The sequence below is a fragment of the Lactonifactor longoviformis DSM 17459 genome (genome assembly GCF_900129135.1).
GTDB lineage: Bacteria > Bacillota > Clostridia > Lachnospirales > Lachnospiraceae > Lactonifactor > Lactonifactor longoviformis.
Genome location: NZ_FQVI01000012.1, coordinates 67,858 through 89,715 on the forward strand (window position 1 = coordinate 67,858; position 21,858 = coordinate 89,715).

Sequence of the window (21,858 nt, forward strand, 5' to 3'; positions counted from 1 at the left end):
CGCCTCCTTTATATTTTTCTATAACTGGCTCCCCGGCTCTGCTTTCAGAAAGGCATCCGCCAGCCCCAGAACCAGGCTTTCTGCGTCTGCTGTACCGAAAAACGTAATTCCAAAGGGCAGTTCCTCATCGTTTTTCTTCTGAGGGATCGCTGCCCCGCACAGTTCCAGCAGGTTGCAGTGGTTGGTATACAGCCCCATCTGACTGTTTGTCATTACAGGATTATCTCTCACCTGCCTGCGGGTAAAGGTTCCTCCCGCAGTGGGAAGCGCCAAAACGGCATCCTTCAATACTTTTTTTGCCTCTCGTCTGAGTTCCTGCAGGCGGTGTATCGCCCCAAAAGTCTTCGCAGCGGTATATTCTACCCTGTCCCCGTTTCTCAGAATCTCCTCTGTCACAGGAAGCATAACTCCCGGATGCTGCTCTGCAAAAATTCCCAGATCACACCACCGTTCTGCCACCCAGGGACCCTCGTATAAAAGCTTTGCTGCTTCTGCAAAGATGCCATAGTCCATATACTGTATTTCCGGCCCGAGCCCTTTCAGCCTTGCGGTCCCCTCTTCCCATTTTTCCCGGTATATCCGGGCATAATCTCCGAAAAAGGTGGGTTCGTCTTTGGGAATGCATATCCTTTGGGGAAGCTTTGCTTTTGGCTCCGGGTACTCCCGGGACCAGCAGCAGTCTTCGTCATAGCCCCTGGCCAGACGGTTTATCTCAGCCGCATCCTCCAAATTGTTGGCAAATACGGTCACACAGTCCAGGCTGGCGCAGGCCGGGACTACCCCTCTAACGGACCAGGCCCCCAGAGGGGGTTTATATCCCACAAGCCCATTTAAGGCTGCCGGGACTCTTCCGGATCCTGCCGTATCTGTCCCCAGGGAAAAGGCCGCCATGCCAAGAGCCGCCGCCACCGCTGAGCCGGAGCTGGAACCTCCGCTGATAAGCTTTGGGTTGAGGGCATTTTTCACCTCCCCATAGGGACTCCTGGTTCCCACCAGCCCTGTGGCAAACTGATCCAGATTAGTCTTTCCCACCGGAAACGCTCCGGCATCTATGAGCTTTTGTACTACCGCAGCATTCTCTTTTGGTATATAGGCGTATTCCGGGCAGGCGGCAGTCGTGGGCACACCCGCCAGGTCAATGTTGTCCTTTACCGCAAAAGGGATTCCCCACAGGGGGAGTGAATTTCTTTCTTTGGGAAGGCGGTCTGTGTATGCCTTCATTTTCTCCCGGGAGGGCTTATCAATCCATATATGGTAGGATGCATATTGTTCCGCCCTTCGCGCGATTTCCTCTGCCAGTTCACAGGGGGTGAGTTCTCCTGCTGCATAGCTGTCCCTCAGCCATGCAAAGGTAAGTCTGTTGGGAAACCTTTTCATGTCAATCTCCTTTCTTCCCCGCCTGTCACTGTCTGATCCGTATACAGGCTGCCATCTGGCCCGCATTCACCTGCTCCCCGGGGGTCAGGTAAATCCGCTCAATGAGTCCGGCATGCTCTGCCTCCACAGGGAACTCCATTTTCATACTCTCCAGAACAATCAGGGTTTCCCCTTCTTTTACTTCCTGTCCTTCCTCTACCAATACCTTCCAGACGCTGCCCGGAATGCTGGTCCTGGCAGCCTCGCAGCCCCCGGGTATCTCTTCCTCGGCAATTGCCGGGGCGTCCTGCATCTGAGAGTCGAATTCATCCAGTCCTTCCCTCTTCCACATCTGCCGTTCTTCCTCAAATGCGGCTTCCTGCCTGGTTTTAAACCGGGAAATGGACTCCCTGTTCTCCTCCAGAAACTTTTGATATTCTCCCAGATGAAAGGTGGTTTCTTCTATTTTTATGGGGAATTTCCCTCTCAGGAAATCCTCCCTGTCTTTCAATATTTCTTCCGCACTTACCGGATAGAATTTTATCTGGTCAAAGAAGTCCAGAAGCCACGGTTTTCCTGGTTTAAACTGTTCGGTCTCGCAAAGAGAATTCCACATCTGGATGGTCCTGCCCACAAACTGATAACCTCCCGGGCCCTCCATCCCATAGACACACAGGTAGGCTCCTCCGATCCCAACCGCATTTTCAGGCGTCCAGGGCCGGGCCGGGTTATACTTGGTGGTAACCAGACGGTGCCGGGGATCAACCGGTGTGGCGACAGGAGCCCCCAGATACACATCTCCCAGTCCCAGCACCATATAATTGGCACCAAATACAATACGCTTTACTTCCTCCAGGCTATCAAGCCCGTTCACCCGCCTGATAAATTCCGGGTTGCTGGGACACCAGGGAGCATTCGGCCGCACCGTCTGCTGATACCTTTGTGCAGCAAGCTGTGTCTGGGGATCATCCCAGGACAGAGGCAGATGGACAATCCTGGAGGGAACCGTGATGTCCCACAATTCAGGAAGCCGGGTATTGGCGCCCACCACAGCTTCAGCCATCTCCTCTGCACTGATTTTATCTGCATCAAAGTGTACCTGCAGAGAGCGGATGCCCGGCGTAAGGTCTATGATGGGAAGCTTTGCCTTCTGAAGTTCCTGCATTAGAATATGTACCCGGAAGCGAAGTTCTATCTTCAGCTCCATCTCACCGTATTCCACAAGAATATTTTCTTCTCCGTCCAGTCTGACCACCATTCTGACTTGGTCTGCCTCTGTTTCCGCCAGAACCGCGTAAGAAGGATTGAGATTCTCATGCTCCGGCACAGGAAGTCCTTTGTAATCCTGCTTCAGATTTTCCTCCTGAACCCTCCGGATGTCTTCCGCCTGTTTCAGACTCATCAGGCGAAAATGTACTTTGTCTCCCGGATGCAGCTGCCCCAGCTTCCACCTTTCTCCCCTGGCGGTGGTAACCGGGCATACAAAGCCTCCCAGACTGGGGCCGTCCGGACCCAGCAGGATGGACTGATCTCCTGTCAAATCCAAAGTTCCCACCGCATAAGCATTGTCATGGATGTTCGACGGATGAAGCCCTGCTTCTCCTCCGTCCTCCCTGACCCACTCAGGGACAGGGCCGTTCAGCCGGATCCCCGTTCTGGCACTGTTAAAATTCACCTCATACTCTGAATTCACCAGGGTATGCAGATATTCTTCCCTCAGATATTCTCCGGTAGGCTGCGGACCTGGAATCACCCCGAGTACCCAGCGGTTGGTGAGTCTCGGCCTGGATTTCTCAGGAAATGACTCTATAGAGTCAATCAGGCAGTGTTTCTGCAGTCTCAGAACATCCCCAGCCCTTAAAACCCTGCCGTTATGCCCTCCGAATTTTCCGTCAATAAAGGTTGCACTGCTGTCCATAACTTTGGGCATATCCAGCCCTCCCGCCACCAGCAGATAGGTGCGCATCCCCTTTTTGCATTCCTTAAATCTCAGCACCTGGAGGGGGGCTGCATGGATTACCTGGTACATGCCCACAGTCTCCCCGTCCAGAGTCGCGCGCATATCTGCCCCTGTAATGCAGAAACTTACACTGGTCCGGAAACGGAACCTGCCGCCGCGCAGAGTCATCTCCAGTCCCGGGGCATCCTCCGGGTTTCCCAGAAGGCTGTTTCCTATCCGGAAACTATAATCGTCCATGGGACCGCAGGGGGGGACTCCCACAAACCAGTAACCGGTTCTTCCCGGATAATCCTGGACAGTGGTCTGTACACCCCCGTCCAGGACCTCCAGAGCTGCCTCCTGGGGAGAAAAGCGCTTCAGCATCCCTGTGGAGAGAAGTCCGTTTCTGTAATCCTCTGTCTGCAGAAGGGCCTCCAGGTACTGCAGATTGGTTGTCACACCATAGATCCTGGATTCTCCCAAAACTTTCTGCATTTTTTCCACTGCATCTGCCCTGTCTTTTCCGTGTACGATGAGCTTAGCCAGCATGGGATCGTAGAGGGCAGTAATCTCCGCTCCCTTCTGAATCCAGGTTTCAACCCTGGCTTCAGGGGCAAAAGAAACTTCATCAATCTTTCCTGTACCAGGTCTGAAGTCATTCAGACAGTCCTCTGCGTACACCCGTACTTCTATGGAATGTCCCTCACTGCAGCCTGTCAGGGTGTTCAAATCCCGAAGTTCCCCTGCCGCCTCCTTTACCATCCACTCTACCAGATCGATCCCATACACTTCCTCTGTGATGCCATGCTCTACCTGCAGCCTTGTGTTCACCTCCAGGAAATAAAAGGATTCTGTCTCCTCCTCATACAGAAATTCTACCGTTCCGGCACTCCGGTAGCCGACACTTTTAGCCAGGCGCCGGGCAGCCTCGTGCATCTGCCGGCGGACTTCGCCGCTGAGGTTCGGCGCGGGGCTTTCCTCCACCACCTTTTGGTTTCTCCTCTGTACCGAACAGTCACGCTCTCCCAGTGCCGCTGCTTCCCCATACTCGTTGCCGAAGATCTGTACCTCTACGTGCCTGGAACGGGGGATATATTTTTCCAGAAATACACCGTCATTTTTGAAGTTTGCCCCTGCCAGGTGACGGACACTTTCATATGCCATCTCCAATTCCTCCCGGGAATACAGAATCCGCATGCCGATTCCTCCGCCTCCCGCAGTACTTTTCAGGATTACAGGATAACCGATCCTCTCTGCCGCTCTCACTGCTTCCCGTATTCCGCGCAGCAGTCCTGTGCCCGGAAGGAGAGGCACCTGTGCCGTCTCAGCCAGCTCTCTGGCAGAATGCTTTAGTCCGAATCGCTCGATCTGCTCCGGTGCAGGACCGATAAATGTAATACCCTTTGCCCGGCACTGTCTGGCGAATTCCGTATTTTCACTGAGGAATCCATACCCCGGATGGATGGCTTCTGCGCCGGTCCGCAGGGCAGCCTCCAGAATCTTCTCCGTATCCAGATAAGTTTCTTTCGGTGAACCATCACCCAGGAAAACCGTCTCATCTGCGTTCTTTGTATGAAGGCTGTCCCGGTCTGCGGCTGCGTAAACTGCCACGCTGGCAATGCCCATCTTTTTCAGGGTTCTCTCAATGCGGACTGCAATTGCCCCGCGGTTTGCTATTAATATCTTCTGAAACATGATGATTCACTCCTTCCTATTGTCCGGCGTCCCAGATCAGCAGCCTTACGGGGGTTGGATGGTAGGCATTGCAGGGATTATTGAGCTGAGGGCAGTTGCTGATCAGCACCATAGTGTGTTCCAGAGCCTTCATCTCCACATATTTCCCCGGGGCCGACACTCCGTCGTCAAACTTCAGTCCCCCTTCTCTTGTTACCGGCACATTCATAAAAAAGTTAATATTGGGGGCCAAATCCCGCTTTCTGATGCCGTTAGTATCTTCGGAAAGCTGGAGCATAAAGCTGTCCCTGCAATTGTGCATATCTATCTTTTCCCTGGCATATCTGACCGTGTTGCTTTGGGCGGAACAGGCGCCCCCCAGAGTGTCATGCCTTCCGGTAAGGTCTCCGGTAATCTCCAGAAGGGGTTTTCCTGACTCCGTCCTCAGAATGCTTCCTGTGGTCAGATAAATATTTTTCTGTGCCACAATAGTGGCAATTGCTCCGTAGTGGTCCTCCGGATTTGTCATATCATAAAAGGTGGTATCCACAGCCTGGTTCCCTTCCAAATCCTGAATTCGGAAGTACTGCCCCGGAAGCAGTTCATGCATCCATCCTTTTCCGGCCTCCAGAGTTTCATCCCATACTGCATCCTCTGTCTTTAAACTGCTTTCTTTTCTGATAAAACCATACATTGCTCTTTTCCTCCTGTCTTTTGGTTCTCCATCATCTTTTCCTCTGTCAGTGCAGCAGATTCAGATAATCCCAGGTATTTTCATACGCTCTAAAGTTCTCTGGCCTGTGAGTAACACATTTATCTGTAAGTTCCGTCTGCGGGGCCCGGTAAACTTCCATAATTACCGGCACCGCGGGATATTCCCCGGAAGGATTCAGAGGATTGGGGGTATTGGATACTATCAGTATTACATCCATCTCTGTCCTCAGAGTTACCGATGCCCCTTCGGTGCAGTGACCCTTCTCATAATGCATGCTTCCGTCCTCCTCCACATAAACCTTGGAAAACAGGTTAACGCATGGAACCAGATCTCTGGCACTCATGTTGTTTCTTACCAGCTCAATCCTGAAATTCTCCTCCCCGCAGCGAAGCCATTCGTTCTGTTTTTCCTGGTACGTGGTTTTTCCATACTTCTCGTCTGTCATAGCTCTTGTAGTATATCCAGTTATGGTATCGTGCCATCCCAGACTATCCTCCACAATGCCGGCCAGCACTCTCCCATTGTCGCTCATCAGCACGTTGCCCCTGGTCAGACGGGAGGTATACTGTGCCTTCAGGGTATCCGGCATGTTATATCTCTCCGAGGTATCATACATGTTATACAGCAGCAGGGATACGTTGGCATCTTCCCCAAGAGCTTTAAAACGGATATATTTTCCCCTGCCTATATTTCCCGACCACTTTTCACCAGGTTTTAATTGTTTGCTCCAAATTTTTTTCATTCTGCTTTCCTCCTTTTTCCACAAAATAAAAAATGCAGGGGTACCATATGCACCCTTGCATTCGTCTCACATCATCTGTTTTCTATTTTTCTTTGGATGTCATGTATTGTATCACTTTCATTTTTCCTGTGCAATTCTACAAAGTAAGGATTTTGCAGAAAAAAATTAGAACTTTCTTACCGAAAGTTCTATAAAAGTTCTATTCTTTTTTCTTACATTTTATCCAGGGCAGCCAGAAGCTGTGTTCTTGTATTCACTTCCGTTTTCAGGAATACATTATACACATGCTTTTTTACCGTGGATTCGCTGATGGACAGCTTTTCACTGATTGCCGCATTTGAACAGCCTTTTACAATACACCGAACCACCTCTTTTTCTCTCCGGGAAAATCCATATACTCCTGCAGCCCGTTCCAGGCTTTTCCCTGAACCGGAACCCGAAGCCTCCCCCAGATAATGCACATGATTGGCCAGATGATCTTTCATAATCTCCAGTATGTACAAATCCTTATCTGAAAAATCCCCCAGTTCCCTGCTGCGGAACAGGTTTGCAATTCCCAGAAGTCTGCCCTCCCGCCTGAGAACAATTCCCAGACCATATGGGATATTGTTTGGACTGAGAAATTCCCGGTAGAACTCTGTTTTCTTCCGCATAGTTTCATCCATAATATCGGTGTCCCGGTAGGTCACCGTCGCGTCTGCCAGCTCAAATACATATTTTAGATAATCTTTTTCATAATATTGGTTCACATATACCTCAAAAGCCTTGGGCGCCATCTCCAGGAAGGAAGAATCCGAGGTATTTATCTCTCCTTCACTGTCATAGATCAGAAAATATCCCTGGGAATAGGGAATCAGCATCCGGAAGATCCTCAGTACCTTCTCTGTCAGCCTGGGAAGATCCTTAATCTCGTAGAGTTCCATCAAAACCCGACTGATGGTGTTCCATTCCGTTTCCTTTAATACAGACATATATCCATCCCTCTTTCCGCTATATATTTGCAGTGCATTCCCGGCGGATGCCTGAAACATAATAAGGGAGCACAGCCGAAGCTGCACTCCCTTGTGCACTTTGATATTCAAATCGGGATTATCTTATCACATTAACCATAAGATTGCAAGTGTTATCCCGCTGACCGCAGTCCTACAGCAAACGCCAGATGTGTTCGCTGATCTCATAGAGCAGCTTCACCTGCTGCTGCCTGTCCCCCACTGTCACCAGGCACTGAAACACAATGGTATCCGTCCACTCAGACTGGCAGGAAAGCACACGGTCAATGCGGACATCAAATTTCTCTTCCTCTGTCTCGAACCGGAGTGCTACCGGCTCCATCCTTCCCAGCTTGTTAAAGGTAGCAATCACACAGACAGAGCGGTACATATGAGCTTTGGGATTCCTGACCTGGTGGAGGGTCATAGCATCCATATTAAAATTCTTGGACATTGCAAGTCATCTCCTTCCCGTTTTCGAACATTTGTTCTTTTCTCAGTTTTATTATACGGAATCTCCCCCTATACTGCAAGAGGAAAAAATATCCACACATCGGCTGAGATACAAACACATGCCTAAGCCCCGGAATCCGATAAATATTGATCCAGCAGCTGATTCAGCACCTCTGTGTCAATGGGCTTGGAGACATGGGCATTCATCCCCATATGAAGAGCCATCCGCACATCCTCCTCAAATGCATTGGCTGTCATGGCCACAATGGGAATGGTTCTCACATCCCTGCGGTTCATGTTTCGAATCACTCTAGTAGCCTCATAGCCGTCCATATTAGGCATCTTTATATCCATGATTATCATGTCATAATAGCCTTCTTCTGAGGCCTCCACCTTTTTCACCGCTTCCTCTCCGTCGCAGGCTTCTTCTATCTGCACGCCTGTACTGCCAATAAGCTCCACAGCAATCTCCCTGTTGAGTTCGTTATCCTCCGCCAGCAGAAGGCGCTTCCCGGAATAATCCGGGACTCTCTCTTCTTGCTGCTCAGGCAGTCTTTTGCCGCTGTCCAGTTCTTTCAGGAGATGGTAAACCTTAGACCGATAAAAGGGCAGAGATAAAAATGCTGCGGCATCCGTCTCTTTTCCCTCATATTGTATCTCTGCCCATTCTCCTGCAGCGAGTACCAGCGCAGGCCCCTTAGGACCACATTTTTTTCGGATAAGCCGGACAGCTTCTGCACCCTGGCCGTCTCCGGAAGAACAGTTAATAAATACCAGGCCGCATGGGTTCCCGGAGTCCCGGGCTTCCATAATAAAGGAGACTGCCTCCTCTCCTTCCCCCACAGCCTCTGCCGGAAGTCCCATATCCGCCAGAAGCCGGGCAGTGCTCTCCCGGGAACAGATATCCCCATCTACAATCAGGGTGCGTATTCCCATCCAATGGGCAGGGACTTTCTCTTCAGGAGCATCCTGCACCTTCAGAGGAATCCTTACGGTAAACACAGATCCTATGCCCGGCCTGCTTTCAACCTGGATCTCCCCATTCATCAGATCTACAAGATTCTTCGTGATTGCCATACCCAGTCCGGTCCCCGCAATCTTACTGCTGGTAGAATCCTTGGCACGCTCAAACGGCTGAAAAATCACCTTTAAAAACTCTTCCTCCATGCCGATTCCTGTGTCCGCACAGCGGAAAACATAACATTGATAGCCAAACCCTGCACTATCCTCCTGACTGACCTCAATGCTTATCCTTCCCCCTGAGGGCGTATACTTAACCGCATTGCTCAGAATATTCAGGCACACCTGCTGAAGACGCAGGGGGTCCCCTGTTACATTCTCATTTTTCAGCGCAGTCAGGCAGACATCAGTCTGCAGCTGCTTCCCATAGGCCTGCGGCCGTATTAATTCTGCGGTCTCTGTCACTAATTCGGCAAAATTAAATGACTCCTCCCGGAGTGTCAGTTTTCCGCTCTCAATTTTTGACATATCCAGGACGTCGTTGATCAGTCCGAGAAGATGCCTGCTGGAAAGCGCAATTTTCTTCAGACATTCCTCCACCCGCCTGGTATCGTCCAGATGGGCAGCGGCAATGGAAGTCATGCCTGCTATGGCGTTGATGGGAGTTCGGATATCATGGCTCATATTAGACAAAAACTGGCTTTTCCCCCTGTTTGCGGCATTTGCATTGTCCAAAGCGCTCTGAAGGGCCTGACGCCTCTGCTCCTCCTCGTAACGCTGTTCATCGCTTCGTCTGGATATGAGGATTGCCAGCTCATCCCCGGAATAGGGATTATCCACATAAATAATCTGCGTAGAGATCCAGTGATACCGGCCGTCTGCAAGTATTTGCTTTGCCTCTATGAAAACTTCATTTTTCCTGTGCCCGAGAGTAGCATATAGATTTTCAGGGGCAAAATGAAGCCGGAACTTAGTCACATAATCCGGATGAACGGTAGCTGCCATATCTTCATAGAGCTCACTGTACACTTTTTGTCTGCCAAGATCCAGCATCAGACCGGGCTGTACATAGATAAAACTGAGCTTTTCATTGGTGAGATTCACCTGGATAATAACCGGGTAAGCATTGGCAAGTGCTCCTACCAGCGTAATACGCTCCTGGAGCTGTTCTTTTTCTTTTGCCTCTTCTGCCGCTTTTTCCTCCGTGATATCATGAAAAGCCGCAATCAGGACAGGTTCACCATTTTCGTCCTGTGTCTTTTCCACAATGCATCCGGCCCAAAAATAGATGTCCCCTGCGCGTTTTAATCTGGCTGTAAATACATGCTTCCGGCCGTCCTCGGAGATTTCCTGAAAAAGCTGTGCGGCCTCCCCATAGTCCTCCGGATGAATCATATGTCTGAGCGAAGCCTCCTCTGGCACATCCCTTTGAGAACTCTCCTGGTATCCCAGCAGGCGCAGGCCTTCTTCGTTGATCTGATGAAAACGATACGGCGGATCCGCAGTAATCAGTGCAATCCCCTCAGGAATAACATTGTACAGATGCACAATATACTCCGCCTGGTGATCCAGCTTTCTTTTCGCCTTAGCTGCAGACTGGAGGTAAAATAATACCAGAAGAATGATTCCCAGAATTATGCTGGCGATAAGGACCATCGAGCGCCTTAGAATATCCCTGCTCTGTTCACTTACCACTTTTTCCGGAATAATGGAAATCAGATACCAGTCTGACTCCAGCTTCAGAGGTGTATAGCAGAAAACCGTATCTTCTCCCTGGTAGCGGAATACTGCCCAGCCCGTACGGAACTCCTGGAGGGAGGCGGCAAATGCCTCCAGGCTATCCGGCTGATTCTGTGATTCCGGCAGCATATCAAACAGATTTTTAACCGTTTTATTACTGTTCGGATGAGGAGAGCGGATAAGAACATCCCCCTTGGTATTGATAATATAGGAGAATCCGGCATCCTTGTAGAAGGACAAGCTGAAGCTGTCCGCGATGCTGACTACCTCATACTCTTTCACAAGACAGCCCTCTGTACCGTCAGCCATAATTACTTTTACGTACAAATCAAATACATTCATTCCGGTTGCACTGCTGATATGGGGATTCAGAATTCCTTCCTGCCTCTCCCCCTCCCACAGCTCCGCCTCTGCCCGGCTGTCCTTCTGCAGCCCCTCCGGATAGCTGCTTCCATCTCTCAGATACAGACTGACATTGCTTTCTATGCGGCTATACTGTTCCATCATCCCGGCCGCCTGCTCCATCTGATCCCCGGAAAATTCACTGAGTTTTTCAGCGGCGGCTTCCATAGCCGCAAAGTCGTGCTGGAGCTGCATTTGCAGCCCATTGCATCCCTGACTGGTGCTCTCCATGATAGCATTGACCGATTGTTCCCAGAGCTGCTTTTTGACATACTGTATAAAAGAAAAAGTAAAGAGCATAAGAACAGCTCCCATGAGGACAGCTGCCAGAGCAATTTTCCTCTTTGAGCTTCTGCTTTCTTCCCTGGTCATGGCACGCTCCTTTCTTCCTCCGCTCTTTGATCCATCCAGTCCAAAACCGAATCCAATGCCTCCCCTGCAAGCAGCTTCTCCGATGCCTGGGCTGTCAGATCCCAGATAGGAAGATTCAGCATTCCGTCTGCGCCAATCACCGTCCTGCCTGACTGGTAACAGGCAATCAGAGGCTGAATTTCTTCCCTGGAGGACGGGCTTCCCTCCTTTAAAGGACTGAAGGAGGATTGCTGATCCGCAAATTTTTGAATATTCTCTCTCTGCGTAAAATACTCCACAAACTTTTTGGCCGCAGCTTCATTTTTGCTGTGCGCATTTACACTCAGACGTGTATCCGCATTGATTACCATAAGCGCACCGTTCTCCAGTACCGGAATGGGAACTACCTGAAATTCAAATCCCGGTTCCATATCCCTGGTCCGTCCGGCAGCCCATGCCCCTGTGAGCATAAACGGAGCCTCTCCCTTCACAAACTCTTCCAGATCATCCGAGGTCTTTTTTGTATGCACTGCCCTCTCTCCGTCAATATACCCCTTGCGGATAAAGCGATCCGCCAGTGAAAACCCCTCAGTCAGATACTGGCTTAAGCTGTCTTCTCCCCGGTTCAGCCGGGAAAACACCTCTTGCTGGCGCCCCTCCTGATACACAGGATAAAATCCGGCGCCAATTGCCAGTGTTTTTAAGGAGATATCATTGTTGGCGATAATAGGCGTGATTCCCTGCCCCTTAAAATACCCGCAGACCTCTTCCCACTGAGAAAGATTTTCCGGGATCTTTTGCTTATGCTTCTCCAGCAGATCCAGATTACAGTAAAGACCGAAGGCCGACACCGTGGTGGGGACCCAGAAAATCTTTCCTTCACGGTCCATCTGACTGAGCATCCGGTCCGTATACTCAGAGATAGCGGTAAGCTCCGAGAGATCCGCCAGCTGTCCCTCTGCCCCCAGTCTCAGCACAGCATCATGATTTACCATAAAAACATCGTCTCCCTTTCCGGCAGACATCCTTTTCTCCAGGGCCTCATAATATTCTGTCCCCTTCAGACTTTCATAGGAAACCCTTATTTCAGGATTTTCACTCATAAAATCCGATATAATCTCTTCAATAACCGTAACATTCTCCGGTTCATACTTATTCCCGAAAAATGTAATGGATGCAGCCTCTTCTTTTGCATCCCCATAGTTTACCACCTGGTTTTTGCTTCCACATCCCGGAAGCACCAGGGAGAACATGAGCAGCACCGAACACATACCCGCAATCTTTTTCCTTTTCATCTGCAGCCTCTCTTCTTATTTCAGACATGCCGGACTCCCTTCCTGAACAATATTCCCTTCCATCAGGTGTACGGCACTCATTATACAGTAAAGTATAACATACTTAACTATAGTAATCCATTATTTCCAGCCGGGTATGACGCTTTCCCATGCAAAAGAAGACCGGGAAAAAGCAATTAGCCTTTTCCCGGTCTTCTTTTGCATTCCCAGAATTAATCCATGGAAATGATTTCTTTTTTGTTGTAAGAGCCGCATGCCTTGCATACTCTGTGAGGCATCATTAATTCTCCGCATTTGCTGCATTTAACTAAATTCGGAGCGCTCATTTTCCAGTTTGCTCTTCTTTTATCTCTTCTAGCTTTAGAAGTTTTATTCTTTGGACAGATGGACATTGTTTACACCTCCTTAAACTTGCTGAATATATCACTGATTACCGCCATTCTGGGATCCAGGTTCTCGACCCTGCAGTCACAGGGACCCTGATTCAAATTCTTTCCACAATGGCTACAGATTCCTTTGCAGTCATCTTTGCACAGTACCCGTAAGGGCCAATTGATTAAAATCTCATTATAAACTAACTGCTCTACATCCAGGTTTCCGCCTGTGATATAGTTGCTTTCATCCAAATCTTTTATCCGTTCTTCTTCTGACTGCTTCATATCTACTTCCCGTTCAAAATCAAACACAAACTCTACAGGCACGTCCGAAAGACAGCGCCCACAGGGAATCAACAGAGTCAGACTTCCTTCTCCATTAATCTGCAGTACTTTTTTTCCTTTGTTTTTAATGGTAAAATGTACCGGTGTTTTCTTTTGTACAGGGAACGTTCCCAGCCTGGAGGTGAAGTTTTCCATGTCCACCATGGCTTCCACACGTTGTGTTTCTCCCTCTTTGGATAAAATATCTGATAAATTAATTAGCATAACAGTCTCCTAATCACACCTTATTGATTATACCTGGGGCATGGCCATTTGTCAACTATTTTTTCCAGAATAGAACAATTCCGGTTTTGGATGTAGAAGCGGCAAAAGGGAGATACACTGGTATTGTGCATTCTCCCTTGTCTTTTTTATCAAAACATACGGATTCTTATTTTACCAGCCCAACAGTCTCCCTGCAAATTGCAAGTTCTTCGTTGGTAGGAATGGACACTACTGTAACCTTGGAGGATTCTTTGGTGAGAACTCTCTCAACGCCTCTGCAGTTGTTTGCCTCTTTGTCGAATTCCACACCCAGATATTCCAGACCTTCGCATACACCTTCGCGGATGGCTGCTGCGTTCTCTCCCAGTCCTGCTGTGAAAGCAATGACATCCACCCCGTTCATGGCTGCAGCATATGCACCGATGTATTTTTTAACGCGGTAGCAGTAAGCTTCCAGGGTGCTGATGGCAGCTTTATTGCCTGCATCTGCAGCTTCCTGGATGTCGCGGCAGTCGCTGGAGATTCCGCCGGATAAGCCTAACATACCGGATTCTTTATTTAATACATTCATGACCTCTGACAGTGTCAGATTTTCTTTTTTGCTGATAAACTCAAGGATCGCCGGATCCAGATCACCGGAACGTGTACCCATAATCAATCCTTCCAGAGGAGTAAGCCCCATGGAAGTGTCTACGCATTTGCCGTGGTCTACTGCGGATACAGAAGCGCCGTTGCCTAAATGGCATACGATAATCTTCAGATCTTCTGCCTTTTTGCCCAGGAACTCTGCTGCTCTCTTGGATACAAAGCTGTGGGAAGTTCCGTGGAATCCATATCTTCTCACCCCGTACTGCTCATAATATTTGCGGGGAAGTCCGTACAGGTATGCTTTCTCAGGCATTGTCTGATGGAAGGCTGTGTCAAATACACCTACCATTGGCGTGTTCGGCATAAGTTCCTGGCATGCGCGGATACCGATTAAGTTTGCAGGGTTGTGAAGAGGAGCCAGATCGTTGCACTCTTCCACTGCTTTTAAAACCTCGCCGTCGATAACAACGGAGGAAGCAAACTTCTCGCCGCCGTGTACGATACGGTGGCCTACAGCATCTACCTCTGTCAGGCTCTTGATTACACCTGTCTTCTCATTCATCAGCGCGTCCAGAACCATCTGAATGGCTTGTTTGTGTGTAGGCATGGCAGCTTCTGTCACTTCTTTTTCACCGTCTGCCGGCTGGTACACCAGGCGGCCGTCGATACCGATTCTTTCGCAGAGGCCTTTGGCAAGCACTGCCTCTGTATCGGAATTGATTAACTGGAATTTCAGGGAAGAGCTTCCGCAGTTGATTACTAATACATTCATTTTCTAATTTCCTCCGTAGATTTATTATTCCTTACTCGGCCTGGCACTGTACAGCAGTAATGGCAACAACACCAACGATATCCTCAGCAGAGCATCCTCTGGATAAGTCGTTTACCGGTTTTGCGATCCCCTGTGTCACAGGTCCGTAAGCTTCTGCTTTTGCAAGTCTCTGTACTAATTTGTATCCTATGTTTCCTGCATCCAGATCCGGGAAAATCAGCACGTTAGCTTTTCCGGCTACCGGGCTGTTGGGAGCTTTTGACTGTCCCACGCTTGGAACAATGGCAGCATCCAGCTGGAATTCGCCGTCTAACTTCAGTTCCGGATTCTGTTCTTTTGCAATCTTGGTAGCTTCCACTACTTTATCTACGTCAGCATGCTTTGCACTGCCCATGGTGGAGTGGGATAACATAGCAACCACTGGTTCTTCCTGAACTAATAGCTGGAAGGATTCTGCGGAAGATGCTGCGATAGCTGCCAGTTCTTCCGGATTGGGATTCTGGTTCAGACCGGAATCTGCAAATACGAAAGTACCATTTGCACCATATTCGCAGTCTGGTACTGCCATTAAGAAGAATGCGGACACTAATTTGGTTCCGGGTTTTGTCTTCAGGATCTGGAGACAAGGTCTTAAAGTATCTGCTGTTGAGTGGCAGGCGCCGGATACCATTCCGTCAGCGTCGCCCATTTTTACCATCATAACACCGTAGTATAAATACTGATTTAACAGGATTTCCTTAGCCTGCTCTGGTGTCATTCCTTTTTTCTGTCTTAATTCTACCAGCTTGTCTATGTAACCGGCTGTTTTATCGGAAGCTGCCGGGTCAACGATAACAGCCCCGCTGATATCCAGTCCTTCGCTTCCTTTTTTTACTTCTTCTTCACTTCCTACAAGAACTACATTGGCAATTCCTTCTTTTAAAATCTGTGCGGCTGCCTCATATGTTCTGCGGTCTTCGGTCTCCGGAAGTACAATTGTTTTCTTATTTGATTTTGCTCTTTCTTTAATTACGTCAATAAATCCCATGATTTTTTTGACTCCTTTCTTCTGCTGGTTTTCACCGTTTCTTCCTGATATCGGAAGCTACCAATTCCCTGGAAAGCCTCACTTATCACAATTATACAACCTTTTATTTGCAGGCACAAGGCTTTCAGCCCCCTTAATCCTCCACAAAATTGTATTTAATTCAATACATGGATTATTTCCTGGGTTTTCCAAATTTATACACCCCAAAGGCGGCAGACTTCTTACTTTCTCTTGATTTTTATTCCGGTTCTGCGTATAATGCAGTCAAATAAAAGATACCATAATTTTAGAGGGGAGCCTGCACGCCTATGAAAACAGTAGCTCTGATTACAGAATATAATCCATTTCACAACGGACATGCCTATCATATGAACCAGGCCAAAGCTCTGACCGGGGCCGACTATGTGCTTGTAGTAATGAGCGGCGATTATGTACAGCGGGGCGTACCTGCAATATTCGACAAATATACCCGCACCCGTATGGCACTGGACTGCGGGGCGGATCTGGTTCTGGAGCTTCCCGTCTGCTACGCTTCCGGAAGCGCTGAGTACTTTTCGAGAGGAGCGGTTTCCCTTCTGGACAGTCTGGGGGTGGTAGACGCCCTTTGCTTTGGAAGCGAGGCCGGAGACCTCCGTCCGTTTAACACTGCGGCGTCCATCCTTCAGGAGAATCCGGCCACTTACTCTGAGTGTTTAAAATCCGCCTTAAGAGAAGGGAAGTCCTTTCCCGCCGCCCGCCAGGCAGGTCTGGAGGCATACCTCGCCGAACAGGGAGAGGATTCCGGCTGGATCAGGGATTTCATCACTGCCCCGAATAACATCCTGGGGATTGAATACTGCCGGGCTTTAAAGGCGCTGAATTCTTCTATTAGCCCCTGCACCATACAGCGCAGAGGAAACGGATATCACGATGAGGCCCTTCAGGAGACCATGAGTTCTGCCAGCGCCATCCGAAAGGCCATGGATACCGGGAAGGGGCTCTCTTTGCTGGAGGGGCAGATGCCTTCAGCTGCTTACCGGATTTTTGCCGATGCCCTGGGGGTACACGGCCCTGTAAATGAGGATGACTTTTCACTTCTGCTCCGGTATAAGCTTCTTCTGGAAACATCCGCCTGCCCCCGGGAGGATGCCGGACGGCAGCTTCTTCGCTACTGCGATGTGTCTCCGGATCTGGGACAACGGATCCTCCGTCAGATCAACCAGTGCGACAGTGTTTCCTATTTTACGGAGATTCTGAAAACCAGGGATATGACGTATACCCGCATCAGCAGGGCCCTGCTCCATATCCTTCTGGAGATCACGGCAGGTGATATTCCTCCCCGGGCTCCCTATGCCCGCATCCTGGGATTTCGAAAAGAGGCCTCCTGCCTTTTGTCAGCCATAAAAAAAGCAGGGGGGATTCCGGTGATTTCCCGCCCTGCTGCGGCAAAAGACATTCTCTCAGATACAGCGTATCGGGTATTTGAAAAAGAGATTTTTGCCTCTAACCTATATGAAAGTATTCTGGCCGCCAAATATCGCAGGCCATTCTGCCATGAGCTTACCCGGGGGATCCTTATCTCCTGATCCCGGTTTAGGCCGACACTTCGTTGCCGTTTTGGATTCCCTTTTGGAAAGCCACAGCATTGTCCAGGGTTGTTCCTGAGATTGCCGCCAGTGCCTCCTGGGTGAAGAATCCCTGGTGTGAGGTAATCATCACATTGGGGAAGGATAACAGTCTGGCAGTAGTGGAATGTTCCAGGATTTCATCGGAGCGGTCTTCAAACACATTGTTGGTCTCCTCCTCGTACACATCCAGGCCTACTCCAAAGAACTTCCGGGCGCGGATGCCCTCGATGAGGTCCGCTGTCTTCACCAGCCCTCCTCTGGAGGTATTGACCAGGATTACCCCGTCCTTCATCTTGGCAATGGTGTCCCTGTTGATTAGGTGATAGGTGCTGTCCATCAATGGGCAGTGAAGTGAGATAAGGTCACTTCTTGACAGCAGTTCATCCAGGCTCACATACTCCGCAAAATCCAGCTCCGGATTCCGGTGTACATCATAGGCAATTACCTTCATACCGAATCCACGGCAAATCTTTGCCATAGCCGCCCCAATCTTACCAGTTCCCACAATCCCTGCCGTCTTCTCATAGAAATTAAATCCCATCAGGCCGCTTAAACTAAAGTCATTTTCCCTTACCTTAACATAAGCCTTGTGAATCCTGCGGTTAGCCGTAAGAGCCAGGGCCATGGCATGCTCTGCCACCGCCTCCGGGGAATATCCCGGCACACGCATCACCTTGATGCCATACTCCTCAGCCTTTTCCAGATCCACATTGTTGTATCCGGCACAGCGCATCAAAATAAGCTTAATTCCGGCTTCCCGGAGCGCATCCATAGTCTCAGAGCCCACATCAGAGCTTACAAACCCGCAGACCGCGTCATATCCCTTAGCCAGAGGCGCCGTTCTGGGGGCCAGATCCGCCTTCAGGTACTCAATCTCAATCTCCGGGTAATGCTCCAATTGTTTATTAAACGATTCTTTGTCGTAAGTTTTGGTATCAAAAAATAATATTTTCATATGAATTCCTCCTCGTGTCCTTGCTGACATACTTTATAGTTTAGTCTTTCCAGTTATAGGTTAGATCATTCTAACCATTTTTGTCAAGTTAAACTTTTAACGAAATTTGGGACGTGTACTTTCTAGAAAGTACACGTCCCAAAATAGGCAAGGGGTGTCCCAAACTCAGACAGCCCTGTCCCCTTTCATTAATTTTTAAAGCTGTGAATCGGCGCAGGAATTCTTCCTCCCCTGTTGACAAATGCCTCACAGGAGTACGGATTCACCGGCATAACCGGCGCATATCCCAAAAGTCCGCCGAATTCCACGGTATCTCCCACGGTTTTCCCTATCACGGGGATCAGCCTTACCGCGGTGGTCTTCTGGTTTACCATACCGATAGCGCACTCATCAGCAATGATTCCGGATATGGTGGACGCCTTGGTATCTCCCGGAACGGCAATCATATCCAGTCCTACGGAGCAGACGCAGGTCATGGCTTCCAATTTTTCCAGAGTGAGGGCATTGGCCAGCACTGCATCGATCATGCCCTGATCCTCACTTACAGGGATAAATGCCCCGCTTAAGCCCCCTACATAGGAGGATGCCATTACCCCGCCTTTTTTCACCTGGTCATTGAGAAGGGCCAGGGCGGCTGTGGTTCCCGGTGCCCCGGCATATTCCAGGCCGATTTCCTGGAGAATTTCCGCCACGCTGTCACCGATCGCCGGAGTCGGTGCCAGGGACAGATCAATGATACCAAAGGGTATCCCCATCTTTCTGGATGCTTCCTGAGCTACCAGCTGTCCAACTCTCGTAACTTTAAAGGCTGTTTTCTTAATTGTCTCACACAGAACCTCAAAGTCTTTCCCCCGGACAGCTTCCAGTGCGGTCTTCACAACACCTGGTCCGCTGACCCCCACATTGATGATGGCATCTGCCTCTGTGACGCCGTGGAATGCCCCTGCCATAAAGGGATTGTCGTCCGGCGCATTGCAGAACACCACCAGCTTGGCACATCCTAAGGAATCCTGCTCTTTGGTATACTCTGCAGTTTCCAGGATAATCTCACCCATAAGCTTTACCGCATCCATATTGATTCCTGTCTTGGTGGATCCCAGGTTCACGGAACTGCACACCCGCTCTGTCACAGAAAGAGCCTTGGGAATTGACCGGATGAGCATCTCGTCCGCAGGGGTCATCCCTTTGGACACCAGCGCAGAGTATCCCCCGATGAAATTCACTCCCACCTCTTTTGCCACTTGATCCAGCGTACGAGCAAGGGTCACAAAATCCTCCGGTGTTTTGCAGGCGGCAGCTCCCACAAGGGAGATCGGAGTAATAGAAATTCTTTTATTTACAATGGGAATCCCGTATTCTTTTTCAATCTCATCCCCTGTGCTTACCAGATTTCTGGCCAGACGGGAGATCTTCTCATACACCTTCCGGTTTACCTCCTCCAGACTGGAGTCAATACAGTCCAAAAGGCTGATTCCAAGGGTTATGGTACGTACATCCAGATTCTCCTGTTCGATCATCTTGTTGGTTTCATGTACTTCAAATATATTAATCATGTACTTATCCTTCCTTTGTTCATCCTGTATCTTCCGTCTCAGATCCGGTGCATTTTGTTAAAAATATCCTCATGCTGGCAGCGAATCATAACACCAATCTCTTCTCCCACCTTTTCCAGCTCTTTTCCCATCTCCCCGATTTCTTTGGGAGATTTGGTCGCGTCTGTAATCATCATCATATTAAAAAATCCATCCAGAATCGTCTGGGAGATATCCAGGATATTTACCTGATTCTCCGCAAGGTACGTACATACTTTTGCAATAATTCCAACAGTATCTTTTCCTACAACAGTAATAATGGTTTTTTTCATTTTCTCACATCCTCCTATGTATGAAAGCTTAAAAGCAGATCATTTCTGATGCCTGTTCTCTGTGCGCCACCTGTATGGGAAAATCTTTGGAGTGGTAGGGATTATCTCCCATGGTCACCTCCGCACATACGGTTTCATAGGCCAGTTTCTCGTAGTTGTTTTCTTTGCTCAGATGCCCCAGCATCACAGACTTCAGGTTGTCGTGGAGCAGTTCACACAGAAGCCGCCCGGCCAGCTCGTTGGACAGATGGCCCCGCTCTCCCAGTATCCTCCGTTTCAGATAGTAGGGATACGGCCCCACCTGAAGCATGTTCACATCATGATTTGCCTCCAAAAGCAGCACATCCGATCCGGCCAGCTTTTCCACAATATAATCCGTGTATTTTCCCAGGTCAGTGGCAATCCCCACTGACTTGTCCTGATGGCGGATCCTATATCCCACAGGCTGGGCTGCGTCATGTGAAATAGTAAACGGCTCTACCTTCAAATCCTCTATCTCAAAATTCTCATCCGCCTCAATGGGACGGAAAATGCCTTCCGGCAGTTTTCCCAGGGAACTGCATCTTTTGATCTCTTCAATGGTTCCCGGCGTAGCGTACACAGGCACCTCGTACTTCCGTACAAATACTCCAAGTCCTTTGATATGGTCCGAGTGCTCATGGGTAATCAGAATCCCGTTCACATCCCGCCCCGTCATATCAATGGTATTGAGCCCTTCCTCTACTTTTTTCTTGCTGATGCCTACATCTACCAGCAGGGTAGTTTTGTCACTGCCTACACAGATACAGTTCCCGCTGCTGCCGCTGGCTATACTACATAGTTTCATATTTTCTCATCCTTCGGTCGATTTGTAAATGGGTATGCTCCACATCCTCGCTGTTGTAAAGTACAAAGTCTGCGGCAGCTTCATATTCATCATCGCTGAGCTGATTGGACAGAATCTCATCGATTCTCTGATCCGTATACCCCCGGTCATTCCGGAGGCGCTCCCTGCGCACCTGGGGCTCACAGTATACCACCCAGAGCTCATCGTAGATTTCATCGTATTTTTCCTCTATCAAAAGAGCGGCCTCTATAAAGAAGTAAGGAACATCTTCCTTTCCTGCCCTGGCCACTTCCTTTTTTATGTATTCCTTCACCGCCGGGTGGATAATACCGTCCAGCCGGTCCAGCATCTCTCTTTTCTGAAATACAATCTCTGCAATCTTCATTCTGTCCAGAGTGCCGTCTTCCATCACAATCCACTCACCGAACAGCTCTATTACCTCCTGATAGCAGTCACCGCCGGGAAGCATCAGCAGATATCCCACTTCATCTGCCTGCACCACACGGGCATCATAATTCTCTTCTATATAGTTCAGCACGGAACTTTTTCCGGAGCCCACACCTCCGGAGATTCCAATCACTCTCATACTCTTCCTCCTCCTGCCGGGGTGCCCCGCCCTTCCCGGCTTCGGACACCCACGAAAGCATTTTATCATAAGTTACAGCGGAATTCTACCTTTA

At 49.3% G+C, this 21,858-nt stretch carries 18 protein-coding genes; 1 reads left to right on the top strand and 17 read right to left on the bottom strand.

All coding sequences use genetic code 11. The annotated features are described in order from the left end of the window. Nucleotides 1-18 precede the first annotated feature (18 nt). From BUA56_RS12375 to pta, 12 genes are all read right to left on the bottom strand, one after another. Nucleotides 19-1,443, bottom strand: coding sequence for an allophanate hydrolase (locus BUA56_RS12375; protein ID WP_072852164.1), 1,425 nt, complete (start codon nt 1,441-1,443; stop codon nt 19-21). Beyond that, a complete protein-coding gene (uca, locus tag BUA56_RS12380) occupies nt 1,403-4,990 on the bottom strand; it encodes an urea carboxylase (protein WP_072852166.1) in 3,588 nt (1,195 codons plus the stop codon). The genes BUA56_RS12375 and uca overlap by 41 nt, the downstream gene beginning before the upstream one ends. A gap of 16 nt (nt 4,991-5,006) precedes the next feature. After that, entirely contained in the window at nt 5,007-5,663 is a 657-nt protein-coding gene (locus BUA56_RS12385; protein ID WP_072852168.1) for an urea amidolyase associated protein UAAP2, read from the bottom strand. A 46-nt stretch (nt 5,664-5,709) separates the two neighbouring features. Beyond that, nucleotides 5,710-6,426, bottom strand: a complete 717-nt coding sequence (locus tag BUA56_RS12390) for an urea amidolyase associated protein UAAP1 (protein ID WP_072852170.1) — start codon at nt 6,424-6,426, stop codon at nt 5,710-5,712. Nucleotides 6,427-6,638: 212 nt separating this feature from the next. Next, nucleotides 6,639-7,397 (bottom strand): helix-turn-helix transcriptional regulator, encoded by a 759-nt coding sequence (locus BUA56_RS12395; RefSeq protein ID WP_072852262.1) that lies wholly within the window; start codon nt 7,395-7,397, stop codon nt 6,639-6,641. Nucleotides 7,398-7,569: 172 nt separating this feature from the next. Next, nucleotides 7,570-7,869, bottom strand: a complete 300-nt coding sequence (locus BUA56_RS12400; RefSeq protein ID WP_072852172.1) for a hypothetical protein — start codon at nt 7,867-7,869, stop codon at nt 7,570-7,572. A 122-nt stretch (nt 7,870-7,991) separates the two neighbouring features. Further along, the gene (locus BUA56_RS12405) at nt 7,992-11,342 is read right to left on the bottom strand and encodes a response regulator (RefSeq protein WP_072852174.1); all 3,351 of its coding nucleotides are present in this window, start codon (nt 11,340-11,342) and stop codon (nt 7,992-7,994) included. Continuing rightward, complete coding sequence (locus BUA56_RS12410) at nt 11,339-12,616, bottom strand: ABC transporter substrate-binding protein (protein WP_072852176.1); 1,278 nt, start codon at nt 12,614-12,616, stop codon at nt 11,339-11,341. The genes BUA56_RS12405 and BUA56_RS12410 overlap by 4 nt, the downstream gene beginning before the upstream one ends. Nucleotides 12,617-12,828: 212 nt before the next feature. Continuing rightward, the gene (gene rpmF, locus BUA56_RS12415) at nt 12,829-13,008 is read right to left on the bottom strand and encodes a 50S ribosomal protein L32 (RefSeq protein ID WP_072852178.1); all 180 of its coding nucleotides are present in this window, start codon (nt 13,006-13,008) and stop codon (nt 12,829-12,831) included. 3 nt (nt 13,009-13,011) lie between these two features. Further along, nucleotides 13,012-13,539: a YceD family protein gene (locus BUA56_RS12420; RefSeq protein ID WP_072852180.1), complete on the bottom strand. Its 528-nt coding sequence runs from the start codon at nt 13,537-13,539 to the stop codon at nt 13,012-13,014. Nucleotides 13,540-13,705: 166 nt separating this feature from the next. After that, entirely contained in the window at nt 13,706-14,899 is a 1,194-nt protein-coding gene (locus tag BUA56_RS12425) for an acetate kinase (protein ID WP_072852182.1), read from the bottom strand. Between the two features lie 31 nt (nt 14,900-14,930). Then, nucleotides 14,931-15,926 carry a phosphate acetyltransferase gene (pta, locus tag BUA56_RS12430; RefSeq protein ID WP_072852184.1) on the bottom strand — a complete coding sequence of 332 codons (996 nt, stop codon included), beginning with the start codon at nt 15,924-15,926 and terminating at the stop codon, nt 14,931-14,933. 308 nt (nt 15,927-16,234) lie between these two features. On the opposite strand from pta, the gene BUA56_RS12435 reads away from it, so the two are divergent. Next, nucleotides 16,235-17,491, top strand: coding sequence for a nucleotidyltransferase (locus tag BUA56_RS12435; RefSeq protein ID WP_072852186.1), 1,257 nt, complete (start codon nt 16,235-16,237; stop codon nt 17,489-17,491). A gap of 7 nt (nt 17,492-17,498) precedes the next feature. On the opposite strand, the gene BUA56_RS12440 is transcribed toward BUA56_RS12435, so the two are convergent. From BUA56_RS12440 to coaE, 5 genes are all read right to left on the bottom strand, one after another. After that, nucleotides 17,499-18,488, bottom strand: coding sequence for a 2-hydroxyacid dehydrogenase (locus BUA56_RS12440; protein WP_072852188.1), 990 nt, complete (start codon nt 18,486-18,488; stop codon nt 17,499-17,501). A gap of 188 nt (nt 18,489-18,676) precedes the next feature. After that, a complete protein-coding gene (locus BUA56_RS12445) occupies nt 18,677-20,041 on the bottom strand; it encodes a PFL family protein (protein WP_072852190.1) in 1,365 nt (454 codons plus the stop codon). A gap of 38 nt (nt 20,042-20,079) precedes the next feature. Beyond that, entirely contained in the window at nt 20,080-20,352 is a 273-nt protein-coding gene (locus BUA56_RS12450; protein ID WP_072852192.1) for an ACT domain-containing protein, read from the bottom strand. A gap of 28 nt (nt 20,353-20,380) precedes the next feature. Next, nucleotides 20,381-21,178 carry an MBL fold metallo-hydrolase gene (locus tag BUA56_RS12455; protein ID WP_072852194.1) on the bottom strand — a complete coding sequence of 266 codons (798 nt, stop codon included), beginning with the start codon at nt 21,176-21,178 and terminating at the stop codon, nt 20,381-20,383. Then, nucleotides 21,165-21,764 carry a dephospho-CoA kinase gene (coaE, locus tag BUA56_RS12460; RefSeq protein WP_072852197.1) on the bottom strand — a complete coding sequence of 200 codons (600 nt, stop codon included), beginning with the start codon at nt 21,762-21,764 and terminating at the stop codon, nt 21,165-21,167. Before coaE ends, BUA56_RS12455 begins: the two co-directional genes overlap by 14 nt. Nucleotides 21,765-21,858: the final 94 nt, after the last annotated feature.

Excerpts from the sequence above, each read along its gene's own strand:
- BUA56_RS12440 (WP_072852188.1), bottom strand. The coding sequence starts at position 18,488 with ATGAAAATATTATTTTTTGATACCAAAACTTACGACAAAGAATCGTTT.
- BUA56_RS12445 (WP_072852190.1), bottom strand. The coding sequence starts at position 20,041 with ATGATTAATATATTTGAAGTACATGAAACCAACAAGATGATCGAACAG.
- BUA56_RS12420 (WP_072852180.1), bottom strand. The coding sequence starts at position 13,539 with ATGCTAATTAATTTATCAGATATTTTATCCAAAGAGGGAGAAACACAA.
- BUA56_RS12410 (WP_072852176.1), bottom strand. The coding sequence starts at position 12,616 with ATGAAAAGGAAAAAGATTGCGGGTATGTGTTCGGTGCTGCTCATGTTC.
- BUA56_RS12390 (WP_072852170.1), bottom strand. The coding sequence starts at position 6,426 with ATGAAAAAAATTTGGAGCAAACAATTAAAACCTGGTGAAAAGTGGTCG.
- pta (WP_072852184.1), bottom strand. The coding sequence starts at position 15,926 with ATGGGATTTATTGACGTAATTAAAGAAAGAGCAAAATCAAATAAGAAA.
- BUA56_RS12375 (WP_072852164.1), bottom strand. The coding sequence starts at position 1,443 with ATGCGGGCCAGATGGCAGCCTGTATACGGATCAGACAGTGACAGGCGG.
- BUA56_RS12395 (WP_072852262.1), bottom strand. The coding sequence starts at position 7,397 with ATGTCTGTATTAAAGGAAACGGAATGGAACACCATCAGTCGGGTTTTG.
- BUA56_RS12400 (WP_072852172.1), bottom strand. The coding sequence starts at position 7,869 with ATGTCCAAGAATTTTAATATGGATGCTATGACCCTCCACCAGGTCAGG.
- BUA56_RS12435 (WP_072852186.1), top strand. The coding sequence starts at position 16,235 with ATGAAAACAGTAGCTCTGATTACAGAATATAATCCATTTCACAACGGA.
- BUA56_RS12405 (WP_072852174.1), bottom strand. The coding sequence starts at position 11,342 with ATGACCAGGGAAGAAAGCAGAAGCTCAAAGAGGAAAATTGCTCTGGCA.
- rpmF (WP_072852178.1), bottom strand. The coding sequence starts at position 13,008 with ATGTCCATCTGTCCAAAGAATAAAACTTCTAAAGCTAGAAGAGATAAA.
- coaE (WP_072852197.1), bottom strand. The coding sequence starts at position 21,764 with ATGAGAGTGATTGGAATCTCCGGAGGTGTGGGCTCCGGAAAAAGTTCC.
- BUA56_RS12385 (WP_072852168.1), bottom strand. The coding sequence starts at position 5,663 with ATGTATGGTTTTATCAGAAAAGAAAGCAGTTTAAAGACAGAGGATGCA.
- uca (WP_072852166.1), bottom strand. The coding sequence starts at position 4,990 with ATGTTTCAGAAGATATTAATAGCAAACCGCGGGGCAATTGCAGTCCGC.
- BUA56_RS12425 (WP_072852182.1), bottom strand. The coding sequence starts at position 14,899 with ATGAATGTATTAGTAATCAACTGCGGAAGCTCTTCCCTGAAATTCCAG.
- BUA56_RS12455 (WP_072852194.1), bottom strand. The coding sequence starts at position 21,178 with ATGAAACTATGTAGTATAGCCAGCGGCAGCAGCGGGAACTGTATCTGT.
- BUA56_RS12450 (WP_072852192.1), bottom strand. The coding sequence starts at position 20,352 with ATGAAAAAAACCATTATTACTGTTGTAGGAAAAGATACTGTTGGAATT.